The 14,080-nt window shown below is 74.6% G+C and carries 9 protein-coding genes; 6 read left to right on the forward strand and 3 right to left on the reverse strand.

Features of this window, described 5'->3' with window-relative positions; all coding sequences use genetic code 11:
• Positions 1-71: 71 nt before the first annotated feature.
• Positions 72-1,565, forward strand: coding sequence for an efflux MFS transporter permease (locus tag ACYVP9_RS01930; protein ID WP_460602995.1), 1,494 nt, complete (start codon positions 72-74; stop codon positions 1,563-1,565).
• Between the two features lie 17 nt (positions 1,566-1,582).
• Here ACYVP9_RS01930 and ACYVP9_RS01935 read toward each other — a convergent pair whose 3' ends face one another.
• Both ACYVP9_RS01935 and ACYVP9_RS01940 read right to left on the reverse strand, forming a co-directional pair.
• Positions 1,583-5,083: a helicase-related protein gene (locus tag ACYVP9_RS01935; RefSeq protein ID WP_460602996.1), complete on the reverse strand. Its 3,501-nt coding sequence runs from the start codon at positions 5,081-5,083 to the stop codon at positions 1,583-1,585.
• Positions 5,084-5,117: 34 nt separating this feature from the next.
• A complete protein-coding gene (locus ACYVP9_RS01940; RefSeq protein ID WP_460602997.1) occupies positions 5,118-6,455 on the reverse strand; it encodes a cytochrome P450 family protein in 1,338 nt (445 codons plus the stop codon).
• A 178-nt stretch (positions 6,456-6,633) separates the two neighbouring features.
• Here ACYVP9_RS01940 and ACYVP9_RS01945 point away from each other — a divergent pair, with 178 nt between their 5' ends.
• The 5 genes from ACYVP9_RS01945 to ACYVP9_RS01965 all read left to right on the forward strand — a co-directional run bounded on the left by ACYVP9_RS01945 (position 6,634) and on the right by ACYVP9_RS01965 (position 10,715).
• Positions 6,634-8,088: a glutamate synthase subunit beta gene (locus ACYVP9_RS01945; protein WP_460602998.1), complete on the forward strand. Its 1,455-nt coding sequence runs from the start codon at positions 6,634-6,636 to the stop codon at positions 8,086-8,088.
• A gap of 111 nt (positions 8,089-8,199) precedes the next feature.
• Positions 8,200-8,997 (forward strand): siderophore-interacting protein, encoded by a 798-nt coding sequence (locus ACYVP9_RS01950; RefSeq protein ID WP_460602999.1) that lies wholly within the window; start codon positions 8,200-8,202, stop codon positions 8,995-8,997.
• 11 nt (positions 8,998-9,008) lie between these two features.
• Positions 9,009-9,605, forward strand: coding sequence for a nicotinate-nucleotide adenylyltransferase (gene nadD, locus ACYVP9_RS01955; protein WP_460603000.1), 597 nt, complete (start codon positions 9,009-9,011; stop codon positions 9,603-9,605).
• 13 nt (positions 9,606-9,618) lie between these two features.
• On the forward strand, positions 9,619-10,023 hold the full coding sequence (gene rsfS / locus ACYVP9_RS01960) for an RsfS/YbeB/iojap family protein (RefSeq protein WP_460603001.1): 405 nt from the start codon (positions 9,619-9,621) through the stop codon (positions 10,021-10,023).
• Entirely contained in the window at positions 10,023-10,715 is a 693-nt protein-coding gene (locus tag ACYVP9_RS01965) for a histidine phosphatase family protein (protein WP_460603002.1), read from the forward strand. Before rsfS ends, ACYVP9_RS01965 begins: the two co-directional genes overlap by 1 nt.
• Positions 10,716-10,843: 128 nt before the next feature.
• Here the strand turns inward: ACYVP9_RS01965 and ACYVP9_RS01970 are convergent, their stop codons facing one another.
• Positions 10,844-14,080: a BTAD domain-containing putative transcriptional regulator gene (locus ACYVP9_RS01970; RefSeq protein WP_460603003.1), complete on the reverse strand. Its 3,237-nt coding sequence runs from the start codon at positions 14,078-14,080 to the stop codon at positions 10,844-10,846.

Consider the following 14,080-nt stretch of genomic DNA (forward strand, 5'->3'; position numbering starts at 1 on the left):
GGACGTGACCTGACGGTCACCCCGCGGACGCGCCTGCTCGGCGACCCGCTCCCCTGGGCAGACTGGGGGCGATGAGTCAGGTCGCGTCGTCCCCGTCCACGGAGGACCCCGAGGCGGCCGAACTCAACCCCCGCCGCTGGTTCCTGCTCGGCGTCTGCGTCTCGGCCCTGTTCATGACGCTGCTCGACGCCACCGTCGTCACGGTCGCGTTGCCGACCATCGGGCGCTCGCTCGAGGCGAACCCTGCCGAGCTGCAGTGGGTGGTGTCGGGCTACATCCTCGCGTTCAGCCTCGTCCCCATCGTGGCCGGCCGGCTCGGTGACGACCGCGGCCGGCGCCGGATGCTGCTCGTCGGCATCGCCGGGTTCGTGCTCACCAGCCTGCTCGCCGGGCTCGCCCCGACCCCGGGGGTGCTGCTGGCGGCGCGACTGCTGCAGGGGCTGGCCGGCGGCCTGGTCAACCCGCAGGTGTCCGGCCTGGTGCAGCAGCTGTTCCCTCTGTCCGAACGGGGCCGGGCGTTCGGCGTCCTCGGCCTCAACGTCGGCCTCGCGCAGGCGCTCGGGCCGGTGCTCGGCGGCCTGATCATCGCCGTCGGCGGTGTCGAATTCGGCTGGCGACTGACCTTCCTCGTCAACGTCCCGGTGGGCACGGTCGCGTTCCTGCTCGTGTGGCGGATGCTGCCGCGCGACCGGGTGTCGGCCACGCCGCGCGCGCTCGACCTGCCGGGCGTGGCGCTGCTGACCGTCGGTCTCGCCGGCGTGCTGTACCCGGTGGTGCAGTACGACGCCGACCGCGACGCCACCCGGCTGCTGTTCGTGCTGCCGGCCCTGGCGGTGCTCGTCGGCTTCCTCCGGTGGGAACGGGGGCCCGCGCGCCGCCGTGGTCACCCGCTGATCGACACGTCGCTGTTCTCGGTGCGCTCGTTCAGCGACGGCCTGGGGCTCGCCCTGCTGTACTTCGCCGGCGCCGTGGGCACCACGCTGCTGCTGTCGCTGTTCCTGCAGAACGGGCTGGGCTTCTCGGCGCTGCAGTCGGGTCTCACGGCCACCGGATTCGCCGCCGGGCTCGCGATCGCGGCGCCGATCGCGGGACGCATGGTGGCCGCGCACGGGCGCATGGTGCTCGTGGTCGGGCTGGCGCTGTTCGTCACCGGTATCACCGGTGCCGCCACGACCGCCCAACTCGCCGCCGGGCACCTGCCTCCGTCGCACCTGCTTCCGGCGATGCTGCCGTGGCTCTTCCTCGCCGGCCTCGGCGGCGGCTGCGTCGTCACGCCGAACCAGTCGCTGTCGCTGGCAGAGGTCGACGTGTCGGGCGGTTCGACCGCCGGTGGCATGTTGCAGACCGCGCAGCGCATGGGCGGGGCCGTCGGCGGTGCCGTGCTCAGCGCGGTGTTCTACGGACGGCTGGCCGGCGAGACCGGCGGGGCGTCGGCGCTCGAGCGCGGCGGCCACTACGGACACGCGTACGCCGTGGCGATGTACGTGGTCGCCGGCCTCGCGCTGGCCGCGCTCACCCTCGCGATCGTCGAGGTGCGTCGCAGCCGCAGGACCGCGACGGCCTGATCACCCGGAGGCGGGCATCACGCCGCGCCGGCCTCCAGCGCGATGGCGAGCCGGGCGACCGTCGCCTCCGCGGCGGCCAGCTCGTCGGCGCGCTCGAAACGGTGGGTGTCGATCTCGTCGCGCGCGGCGGCAGCGCGGTCGTCGGCGTCCGCCGCCGCGGCGGCCACCTCGGCGATGCGCTCGTCGAGCCGGTCGGCCCAGCGGCGCAGGCGGGTGGTGACGGCGGTGAGCGCCGAGCGCGACGACCGGCGGACGAGACCCGCCGGTACCGGCACGACGTCGACCCGGCGATGGGCCAGGGTCATCCGGAGGTCGACGGTGGCGGGGTCGTCGGCGGCCGCGGCTCGCCAGCCGCCCGTGGGCAGCAGCTCGATGCCCAGCCCCCGCCACGGGGCCCGCACCGGTGCGGGATCGTCCGGCACCGTGCCCCACCGCTCGCGCAGGGAGGCGACCGCCCGCGCGACCGCGTCGTCGCCGCCGGGCGCGAGCGCGAGCTGCGCCGAGCGCAGCATCCGTTCCTGGGCGACGAGCCGGTGGCGGTCCTGCTCGGCCTCGGACAATCGCCGGCGGGCGGCGGTGACGGTCTGCGTCGCCAGCGAGCGCAGCACCCGCAGCCGCGCGAGTTCGGCGGTGGCGGTGGCGTGTTCGAGCAGCAGCTCGTTGCCCGCGGCCAGCGCCTTCACCTCGGCGTAGGTGAGGACGACCTCGGCGATGTCGTCGACGGCGCGCTCGGCGCCGCCGCGGTAGAGCTGCTCGACGAAGGCGGCCTTGCGCTGCAACGCCTGCCACATGTACGCGTCGAAGGTGCCGCGGGTGACGTACCGGACGATCTCGACCTCGGCGTTGCCGTTGCCCGGGCGCAGGATGCGCCCCTCGCGCTGTTCGATGTCCGACGGCCGCCAGGGCGCGTCGACGTGGTGCAGTGCGGCCAGCCGCGCCTGGACGTTGCTGCCGACGCCGAGCGTGTCGGTCGAGCCGATGAGCACCGACACCGCGCCGTCGCGGCATGCGGCGAACAGCGCCGCGCGCTCGGCGGGCGTGCGGGCCGAGTGCACCCAGCGGACGCGCTCGGCCGGAACGCCGCGCTCGTCGAGCAGGATGCGCAGCCGGCCGTAGCTCTGCGGGCCGTCGTGGCCGGGCGTGCCCTGGTCGCAGAGGACGAGTTGCAGCACCCCCGGCACGTCGCTGCCGGGGAAGCGCACCTCGGCCAGGCGGTGGTGCACGCCGGCCACCTCGTCGGCGACGGCGGCGAGCTTGGACGACGGCTCGGCGATGCCGACCAGCATCGGGTCGAGCGCGGCACGGCGGCCGTCGCCGCACACCGCCAGCATGTTGTCGTCGCCCGGACGCAACGGGCCGCCCCGGTGCCGTTCGCGCCGGATCTTGTCGACGCGGGCGCCGAGCGAGCCGACGTACGCGCGTTGGCGCGGTGTCGGCTCGCAGACGACGGTGCGCTCGGTGTGGGCCGGGCGCTCGAGACCGAGATCGTCCTGACGCAGCACGTCGGCCGACTGCGCCAGCATGCGGCGCAGCTCGGGGACGTTGCGGATGCGCGAGGGCCGTTGCACCAGCCGGATGCCCGAGGAGTCGGGGCCGACCTCGACCGAGGTCTCGTGTTCGACGAACACCGCCGCCCACGCGTCGAACTGCTCGACGCCCGCGGCGGCGAGCACGTCCGGCTGCAGGTACGTCTGCCACACGAACGTCTCGGCGATGGTGTTCGACCACGGGGTGCCCGTGAACAACGCGAGGCTCGGCAGATGCCCCCGGCGCTCGCGCAGCAGCTGCGCCTTGAGCAGCAGGTCGGCCGCCCGGCGCGACGAGCCGAGCGGGATGCCGCCCATGCGCGACACGACGGGCAGGCGCTTGAAGTAGTGCGCCTCGTCGACGAGCAGCAGGTCGACACCCAGCGTCTCGAAGGTCACCGCCGGGCGTGGCCGCGCGCGCACCCGCTCGATCGTCCGCTCGAGCGCCGCCAGACGCCGCCGCAGCACGGAGCGGCCGTAGGCACCGCCGAACCCCGCCGCTGTCTGCCGTTCGAGCTCGGCGTGGTGCCCCTCGTGCCGTGCCAGCTCGACGTCGGGGTCGACGGGCAGGCCCGAGAGGGTGCCGTGCGTGACGATCACGGCGTCCCAGTCGCCCGTGGCGCACTGTGCCGCGAGCCGGTCGCGCGGCAGGTCGCCGACGAGGAAGCGGCCGCGCGGGAACGCCTGCCGCGCCTCGCGCGCAGTCTGGTCGAGCAGGTGCGCCGGCACGGCCACCAACGGCCGGGCCGCCACCCCGAGACGGCGCGCGGTGATCGCGGCGCCGATCATCGCCCGGGTCTTGCCGGCGCCCACCGCGTGCGCACACAGCGTCGCCGGGCTCGCCACGATGCGGGCGACGATGTCGCGCTGCCACGGCCACAGCTCGAGGCCCTCGGCGAGGTCGGGGAAGGTCAGCCTGCTGCCGTCGTACCGCGTCACGACGTGGGTGTTGAAGCGGCGGTTGTACTCGCGCACGAGGCGGACGGTGCGCTGCTCGTCGGACCACAGCCAGTCGCGGAAGCGCTCCTGGAGGCGGACGAGCGCGTCGTGCGCGGCGAGGCTCGCCTCGGCGTTGCGGATGCGCAACCGTTTGCCGGGGACCGGCACGGTGTCGAACACGACCGGTTGCCGGCCGTTGAGCCCGGCGGACAGGATCTCGTAGGCGTTGAGGCGGCCGGTCGAGAACTGCGACGGCGGCACCTTGCCCTTGGGGACGATCTTCCAGTGCGCGGCCGAGGGCAGGTGCCACACGGTGACCCGGCCTCGCAGCTCCTCGTGGACGAACGCCTCGATGTCCTTCGCCGAGACCCACGGCGCGCCGAGCGAGACGGCGATGTCGAGCGGGCCCACGTCGGGCGGCACGGCGGCGTCGAGGGCGGCCACCGTGACCCGGTAGGAGGGTTCGAGCTGCGCGGCGCGCGCCGCCTGCTCGCGCTTGGCACGCAGGTCGCCGGTGAGGTAGCGGTGCGCCGCGACCCAGGCGCCGTCGGCGGGATCGCGCAGCACCTGGTCGCCGAGTGCCTCGCGGGTGGCCGCGGCGTCGGGCAGCCCGGCCGCCTCGGCGACCGCCGCGAGGTCGACCCGACCGTCGACCCCCACGGCCAGCAGCGCCTCGAACGGCGTGAGCGAGCCCGTCCGGGCGACCGGCCGGTGCACCCGCCGCTCCAGGATGGGGGCGGGCACCGCGCGCCCGGTCTCGGGGTCGTGGACCTCGAGGGCCATGACGGCGTGGAACGCGGGGTCGCGACGGAACCCGCCGAGGTCGGGACGCCGCCAGCGGACGCCCGCCGCGTCGCCGTCCGCCGCCTCGCGCAGCTCGCCGCGGTTGAGCGGCCCGAAGCGCTCGACGTACTGCCGGTAGAGCGCGAGGGCGGCCGCACGCAGCGGCGCGCACTGCGCGTCGGTGCGGCCGGTGTCGGCGTCGGCCTCGAGCAGCGCGAGCCCGGCGTCACGCAGCGCGTGGAGCGCGCCGAGTTCGTCCGCCGGGGTCACGCGACCATCCTGGCAAGCAAGTCGGACAGGAGCGCTACCCGAGGGTGACCGGCAGGGCGGCCAGCCCGTGCACGATCGACAGCTCACGGAAACGCAGCTCGTCCGGGCCGACCGCGAGCCGCATGCGCGGGAACGCGCGCACCAGCGCCGGGTAGGCGGTGCGCAGCTCGAGCCGGGCGAGTTCGGCGCCGACGCAGCGGTGGGCGCCGTGGCCGAACGCGAGGTGCGGTGTCGGCGGCCGGGTGTGGTCGAAGGTGTCGCCGCCCAGCGCGGCCTCGCGATTCGCCGCGCTCAACGACGGGATCACGACGTCGCCGGCGAGCAGCTGCTGTCCGTCGACGACGACGTCCGACACCGCGAAGCGCGGGAATCCGACCTGGACGACCGACAGCAGCCGCAGCAGCTCCTCGACCGTCGAGGCGACGTGGTCGTCACCGTCGCGCAGCGCCTGCCACGCCTCGGGATGCTGCAGCAGCACGAGCGCGCCCAGCGACAGCATGCTGACGGTGGTCTCGAGCCCACCCACCAGCACGCCGTCGACGAGTCCGGCCAGTTCGACGTCGTCGATCTCGTCGCCGTGCTCGCGGATGATCGCGCCGATCAGCCCGTCGCCCGGGGACGTCCGCTGCCGCGCGACGATGCCGCGCAGCAGCGCGATCGAGCGCTGCACGGTGTCGAACGAGCTGGCCGCACCGTCGGCGAGGTCGAAGCGGGCCGTACTGAGCTCGTGGAACTCGGCCCGGTCGCTCTCGTCGACGCCCAGGATCTCCATGATCACGCGGGACGGCACCTGCAGCGCGAAGTGGTGCTGCAGGTCGACCACCGCGCCTCCGGCACCCGCGGCCGCGACCTCCTCCAGCGCCTCGCCGACGACCCGCTCCACGCGCGGGACCTGGCTCGTGAGGGCGTGTGCGGTGAAGTGGGGCTGCAGCAGCCTGCGCAGGCGGGTGTGGTGCGGCGGGTCGGCGAACCCGAGACCTCCCGGGTCGTCCTCGGCGGCGATGCCGACCTTGCCGACCATGTGTCCGAAGTCGTTGCTGAACTCGGTCAGCGGCGCCGACATCACCGTGCGGGAGGCCTCGTGACCGGTGAGCAGCCACCCGCGCAGCCCGAGCGGGAGCCGCAGCCGGGTGATCGCGCCCTGGGCGGCGCGGGCGGCGAGCTCGGGCACGGGGTCGATGCCGACGCGCCGCAGCGGCAGCAGTGACGCGTCCGGGAACCGGCTGATCAGCGCGGCCGGGTCGGCGGCGGCCGCGCCGCCGGGAAGCTTCAGGGCCAGGCCGAGCACCCACCGCCGCGCCCGGCTGGCCGCCCGGGCACCGGCGAGCCGCACGCCACCCGCACCCGGTGGCGACTGCTGCTTCGTGACCATCGGTTGGAGCACCCCCCACGCTCACGCCCATATGACGGGAAACAGGGTAGGGCCCACGGACCGTCCGGGACGCGCGGGACGGCAACTACACTGGCGCCGTTTCGGGTCGACGGCGTTGTCGCACCTCATGTCGGACCTCATGTCGACGGTGATCGTCGGTCTCGAAAGGTGTTCTCCCGTGGGTGACCCGCAGGGTTTTCTGAAGCACCGGGTGCGTGAGCTGCCCAAGCGGCGGCCGGTCAGCGTCCGCATCCAGGACTGGCACGAGGTCTACGAGGACTTCGACGAGCGCACGTTGCAGAACCAGGCGAGCCGCTGCATGGACTGCGGCATCGCGTTCTGCCACGGTGGCTGCCCGCTCGGCAACCTCATCCCCGAGTGGAACCACCTCGTCTACAAGGACGACTGGCGCAAGGCCATCGACCGGCTGCACGCCACGAACAACTTCCCGGAGTTCACCGGACGGCTCTGCCCGGCGCCGTGCGAGGCCGCGTGCGTGCTCGGCATCAGCCAGGACCCGGTGACCATCAAGCAGGTCGAGGTCGAGATCATCGACCACGCCTTCGAGCAGGGCTGGGTGACGCCCGTCCGCCCCGAGGCGCAGACCGGCCAGAAGGTCGCCGTCGTCGGGTCCGGCCCGGCCGGTCTGGCCGCCGCGCAGCAGCTCACGCGCGCCGGGCACGCGGTCACCGTCTTCGAGCGCGACGACCGCATCGGCGGCCTGCTGCGCTACGGCATCCCCGAGTTCAAGATGGAGAAGCGGCACATCGACCGCCGCCTCGAGCAGATGCGCGCCGAGGGCACCACGTTCCGGGCGGGCGTGAACGTCGGGGTCGACGTCACCGTCGAGCAGCTGCGCGAGGAGTTCGACGCCGTCGTGCTGGCCGGCGGCGCCACCGTCGCCCGCGACCTGCCCATCGAGGGCCGCGAGCTCAGCGGCATCCACCAGGCCATGGAGTACCTGCCGTGGGCCAACCGGGTGCAGCAGGGCGACCTCGAGCAGCCGCCGATCGACGCCGCGGGCAAGAAGGTCGTCATCATCGGCGGCGGCGACACCGGTGCCGACTGCCTGGGCACCGCCCACCGCCAGGGTGCGGCGAGCGTGCACCAGTTCGAGATCATGGCGCGTCCGCCGCAGGAGCGGGCCACCTCGACGCCGTGGCCCACCTACCCGCTGATGTTCCGGGTGAGCTCGGCCCACGAGGAGGGCGGAGAGCGCGTCTACGCCGTCAACACCGACCGGTTCCTCGGTGCCGACGGCGTCGTGGAGAAGCTGGCCGCGTACGAGGTCGAGATGAAGGACGGCCGGTTCGAGAAGGTCGAGGGCACCGAGTTCGAGCTCGAGGCCGACCTCGTGTTCCTGGCCATGGGCTTCACCGGCGCGCAGCGCGAGGGCCTGCTCACCGACCTCGGCGTCGAGTTCGACCAGCGCGGCAACGTGCAGCGCAACGCCTCGTACGAGACGTCGGTGCCGGGCGTGTTCGTCGCGGGTGACATGGGACGGGGCCAGTCGCTGATCGTGTGGGCCATCGCCGAGGGACGGGCCGCCGCGGCCCACGTGGACGCGTTCCTCACCGGGTCGACGGCGCTGCCGGCGCCCATCGAGCCGACCGCGGTGGCACTGCGCATCTGACGGCTTGCTCATTTAGGGTTGCCTAACCTAAACTGTGATCAGGCCCGGATGGCGGGACGGCTTGGACCGTCTGTCCCGCCCCGGGCCTGATCCCTGTCCGGAGGAGCGCCGATGACCCCGACCGAGCCGACCGACCCCGCGCCCGTCCGCCGCCGCGAGCCGTTCGTGACGCACGTCGTCCGCACCGAACGCCTCAGCGCGAGCCTCGTCCGGGTGGTCACGGCGGGGGAGGCGCTGGCCGGTTTCGCGCCGGAGTTCGCCGACGCCTACGTCAAGATCGTCTTCCCGTCCGACGGGGACGGGCAGGTCCGCACCCGCACCTACACCGTCCGCCACTTCGACGCGGACGCGCGCGAGCTCACCCTCGACTTCGTCGTGCACGGCGACAAGGGCCTGGCGGGGCCGTGGGCCGCCGCCGCGCAACCCGGGGACGAACTGCGGCTGCTCGGACCGGGCGGCGGCTACCGACCGTCCGCCGGGGCCGACTGGCACGCGCTGGCCGGCGACGAGAGCGCGCTGCCGGCCATCGCCGCCGCGCTCGAGCACCTGCCCGCCGGCGCACCCGGACGTGTCTGGATCGAGGTGCACGGCCCGGCGGACGAGATCGCGCTGCCCGAGGTCCCGGGCGTCGAGGTGGCCTGGCTGCACCGCGGGTCCGGAGCGGTCGGGTCGCGGCTCGTCGAGGCGGTCACCTCGTGGGCGCCGCCCGCCGGCACCGGTCACTGGTTCGTCCACGGCGAGGCCGCCGCGGTGCGCGACATCCGCCGCCACCTGCGCGTCGGGCTCGGCCTGCCGATGGCGCAGCTGTCGATCAGCGGCTACTGGCGCGCCGGGGCGGACGACGAGGCCTGGCGCGCGGTCAAGCGCGAATGGAACCAGGCCGTCGAGGCGGCGGAGGCCGCGGTCTAGTCTTGCCCGCCATGGGGAGGCGGGTCGGCATCATGGGCGGCACGTTCGACCCCATCCACCACGGCCACCTGGTCGCGGCCAGCGAGGTCGCCTCGCTGTACTCGCTCGACGAGGTGGTGTTCGTCCCCACCGGCGAGCCGTGGCAGAAGGCGCAACGCCGGGTCAGCGAGGCCGAGCACCGCTACCTGATGGCGGTCATCGCCACCGCGTCCAACCCCCGGTTCTGGGTCAGCCGGGTCGACATCGACCGCGCCGGTCCGACCTACACCGTCGACACCATCCGCGACATCGCGCTGCAGCGCCCGGACGCCGAGCTGTTCTTCATCACCGGCGCCGACGCCCTCGCCCAGATCCTGTCCTGGAAGGACGCCGAGGACGCCCTGCGGCTGGCGCACTTCGTGGGGGTCACCCGTCCGGGCTACGAACTGTCGGCGGCGCACCTGCCCGGCGACAGCGTCCGCCTGCTCGACGTGCCCGCGCTGGCGATCTCGTCCAGCGCGTGCCGCGAACGCGTCGCCGACGGCCGCCCGGTCTGGTACCTCGTGCCGGACGGGGTCGTGCAGTACATCAACAAACACGGGCTCTACCGGGACGAACCCGGTCCGTAGACTGGTCGTCACAATGACTGCCACCGACGAGGCCATCGCGCTCGCCCAGCTCGCGGGCCACGCGGCCGCCGACAAGCTCGCCACCGACATCGTGCTCATCGACGTCAGTGAGCGGCTCGCCATCACCGACGTCTTCGTCCTCGCCACCGGCAGCAACGAGCGGCAGGTCGAGGCCATCGTCGACTCGGTCGAGGAGAAGCTGCGCGGCGCGGGCCACAAGCCGATCCGGCGCGAGGGCCAGCGCGACGGCCGGTGGGTGCTGCTCGACTACAACGACATCGTCGTGCACGTGCAGCACTCCGAGGAGCGCACCTTCTACGCGCTCGAACGGCTGTGGCGCGACTGCCCCTTCATCGAGTTCGAGGGCGAGACGGCCGCGTCCGGGGCTCCCGGGCCGCGGCTCGACCAGGGCGAGTAGTGACCGACCGGCGGCTCGTGCTGCTGCGTCACGGCCGCACCGCCTGGAACGCCGAACGCCGCTTCCAGGGTCACGCCGACCCGCCGCTGGACGAGGTCGGCAAGGCGCAGGCGTGGGAGGTGGCGGCCATCGTCGCCTCCATGCAACCCGACCTCATGGTGAGCTCGAGTCTTCAGCGGGCCGCGCAGACGGCTCAGATCGTCTCTGAGGTGGCCGGCCTGCCGTTCACCGTCGACGACCGCTTCCGCGAACGCAGCCTGGGTACCTGGGAGGGGCTCACCCTCGCCGAGGTGCAGGCCCGGTTCCCGGACGAGTTCGAGCAGTGGCGCCGCGGCCAGGACGTCGAACGGCGCGGCGGCGAGACCCGCGAGCAGGTCGCCGCACGCTCGCTCGAGGCGATCGTGGCGCTGCCCGAGGTCGGCCTGACCGTGATCGTCACGCACAGCGCCACGGCGATGGCCGCCTGCAACGCGCTGCTGGGCATCCCGCAGCGCACCCATCCGCTCGGTGCGCTGGCGAACTGCCACTGGAGCGAGCTCTACGTCGACGGGTCGACGGACGACGCCGCGGCCGGCCCGGTGTGGCGGGTGCGCGGGCACAACCTCGGGGCGCCGGGCGCGGTCGTGCCGTTGCCCGCGCACTGGGCGGCGCAGGGCAGCGGGGCGGACGCCCCCACCGACGCCGACGCCTGAACCGGCCCCTACCGGGTGCCGATGAACAGGTCGTCGTCCGGTTCCGGCAACGGGTCCGGGTGCTGCGGATCGGTCATGCGGCCAGCGTGCCCCACAGGCCTTCGGGAAACCTTCGGGTCCGCGCCTGCTCAGCTGCGACGCGCCCGCGGTTGCGGGAAGGCGGCGGGTTCGACGTCGATGTCGGCCATGCGTTCGGTGTAGGTGCGGTAGGCGCGGCGGGCTTCGCCGTGGCGTCCGGAGCGGACGAGGGTGCGGACGAGGCGCAGGTGGGTGGGTTCGTCGTAGGGGTCGACGCCGAGCAGGGTGATGAGCCAGGGGACGGCGGTGTCGGGTCGGGGTCCGGCGGCGAGGTGTTGGGCGAGGGTGCGTAGGACGTGGTGGTGGCGGGCGCGTAGTTCGTCGCGGGTCTGTTCGGCCCAGGGTTCGTAGGGGTCTTCTTCGCAGAAGTCGCCGGGGTAGGCGGCGATGGCGGCTTCGAGCAGGGTGGTGGCGGTGTCGTGGCCGTTCTCGGCGGCGGTGAGGGCGACGTCGGCGCGGTCGGTGAAGGCTTCGATGTCGAGCTCGACCGACCGCAGGTCCAGCCGCAGCGCCCCGCCTTCGGACACGAGGTAGCGGTCGCCCGCGAACGCGCGGTCCGGGTCGAGGGTCGAGCGGGCGGTCGACAGCGCCACCGCCAGCTTGTTGCCGCCCGGGTCGCCGTCGGGCCACAGCATGGCGGCGACGGCGTCGCGGCTGATCGCCTTGCCGCGGCGGGAGGCGAGGATCTTCACCAGGTCGCGTGCCTTGCGTGACTGCCACGCCGACGGCGGCACCGCAGCTCCGGCGCGCAGCACCAGGAACGTGCCCAGCGTCCGCACCGACACCGTCGCGACGTGCTCGTCGCCGACGACGGCCAACGGACCGGCGATCCGCGTCGCGCTGTCGCGCACACCGAAGCCGCGCAGCCGGGCCCGGCAGTTCGAGACCGCGCGGCTGTCCCCGGCGAGCAGCGCCGCGACCAGGTCGGCCTCGCACGCCCCCAGATCGTTGCCCAGTTCGGCGTAGAGCGCGCGCGCCTCGGCCAGCCGCCCGTCACCCGGACGGGCGGACGGGTCGGCCAGCGTCGAGAGCAGCAGTGCCTGGGCCAGCTCGGCCGGCGCGTCGCGGCGCGCGGCCTCGGCGGCGGTGCGGCGTCCCCACTCGGCCGCTTCCTCGCGCTCGCCGATGGTGAGGGCGACCCATCCCGCCGCCAGCCAGGCCGGCAACGACCCGACCGGGGCCGGGGTGGCCAGGCCTCGGGCGACGAGGGCCCGGGCCCCGTCCGGGTCGCCGACCGCGTCGAGACGGGCGAGCCCGGCGATGGCGGGCACGAGCGCCTGCTGGTCGGTGTGCCGCTCGGCGAGCTCGACCGCCTGCCGGTAGGCGGCCGCGGCCCGGCTGACGTCACCGCGGCGGCGCAGGCAGTCGCCGCGCCCGGCGTGGGCGTAGGTGGCCATGGGGGAGTCGACACCCGTCCAGATCGCGAGCGCGTCGTCGTAGGCCTGCAACGCCTCCTCGATGTGGCCGAGGCCGAGGTGCGCGTCGCCCTGGTTGTTGCGGGCCAGCGCCACCAGGGCGGTCAGGCCCGCGATCTCGCCGAGCCGCACCGCCTCGTCGAGGCCCTCGAGCGCCTCGCGGTACCGGCCGGTGCGCGCGTGCTTGGACCCGAGGTTGCACCGGATGCGTACCTCGGTCGGCACGTCGCCGGCGGCCTGCGCGTGCCGCAGCGCGTTCGCGTACGCCTGGGTGTTCAGGTCCAGGTCGCCGTGCAGCACCGCCACCAGCGCCTGCACCAGCCAGGCGGACGCGAGCGCGGCGTCGTCGCCCGCGTCGCGGGCGAGCCGCAGCGCCTCGTCGGCGTGCCGGCGACCGGCCGCGCCGTCGCCGCGGCCCCAGGCGACCGACGCCCGTCCGGCGGCGACCATGGCGCGGTCGGCGAGGGCGTCCACGGGGTCGTCCCCGTCGGGCGCGCGCGCGAGCACCTGCTCGGCCAGGCGCGCCTCGCCCTGCAGCCACAGCGATCCCGCGACGCGCCAGGCGATGCCGGCGCGCAACGGCGCGTCCGGGTCGATGCGGGCGAGGTGGCGCAGCGCGCGGGGCATGTCGCCGCGCTCGGCGAACAGCTGCGTGAACAGCGCGGGCAGGCCGGTGCCGTCGCGGACCGCGTCCGGGTGGTCGTCGAGCAGGTCGGCCGCCGCGAGCAGCGGTGCCGCCTCCCGGCGGTCGAGCAGCTCGGTGCCGAACCGGACGAGCGCGGCCGTCAGGGTCCCGGAATCGCCGAGGCGCACCGCCCAGCGGACGGCAGGCTCGGCGAGCCCGATCTCGGTGGCGGCCGTGACGCCGACGCGCAGGATCTCGTCGTGGTCCTCGGCCGCGACCGGGTCGGCGTGCTCGAGCGCGTAGGCCGCCAGGGCGGTGAGCGAGTACGAGGTGCCGTCGCTGCTGACGAGCAGGCCGCGCTCGGCGAGGTCGTCGAGCTGCGCGACCTCGCCCGCGCGGTCGTCGATCGCCGCGCGCGGCACGGTGCCCAGCACGGCGAGGCGGCGCGCGACCCGCCGCACGCCCGGTGGCAGCGGGCGCAGCACGGCCGCAGTCAGCCGCTCGGCCGCGGCGGCCGGGGTGGCGACCTGCTCGAGCATGCGCTCGACGCCGTTGGCCAGCGCCGACTCGACCGCGAGGCGCACCGCGGTGGCCCAGCCGGCGCTGGCGCGGGTGACCCGGTCGGCGACCGTGGAGTCGATCTCGACACCGAAGTGGGCGAACAGGGCCGCCGTCTCGTCCGGGGTGAACAGCAGCGTCCGTCCGCCCAGCTCGCTGTAGCCACCGGCGGCACGCAACCGCTCGACGGGGAACGGCGGCGGCGTCCGCCCGGCCACGACGACCTGCAGCAGCCGCGGGTACAGACGGACGAGATCGGCGACGAACTGCTGCGCGGGCGTGCCGTCGAGCAGGTGCAGGTCGTCGAGCACCAGACGCAGCGACCCGGCCAGGGTGTCTCCCCACGCCGACGCCAGCGACTCGGCGAGCGCGACCGGAGCGGCGCCGGTCGGTTCGGCGGACGCGTCGCGGGCGGCCAGCGCGGGCGCAATGCGCTCGGCGAGCCCGGGGGCGTGCGGTGCCGTCACCGCCACGAGGTCGGCCACCAGCCGGGCGGTGTCGGCGTGCGCCGGGGTCAACGCCAGCCGGGCGGTCGGGTGGGTCGAGGTGGCGAGCCAGTCGCGCAGCGCCTCGGTCTTGCCGGACCCGCCGTCGGCGACGACGGCGACGAGCCGGCGGTCGGAGAGCGCGTCGAGCACGCGCACGACCCTCGGCCGGTGGAGCAGCAACGGCGGACGCAGCGCGGTCAT

Source organism: Jatrophihabitans fulvus (assembly GCF_054781375.1).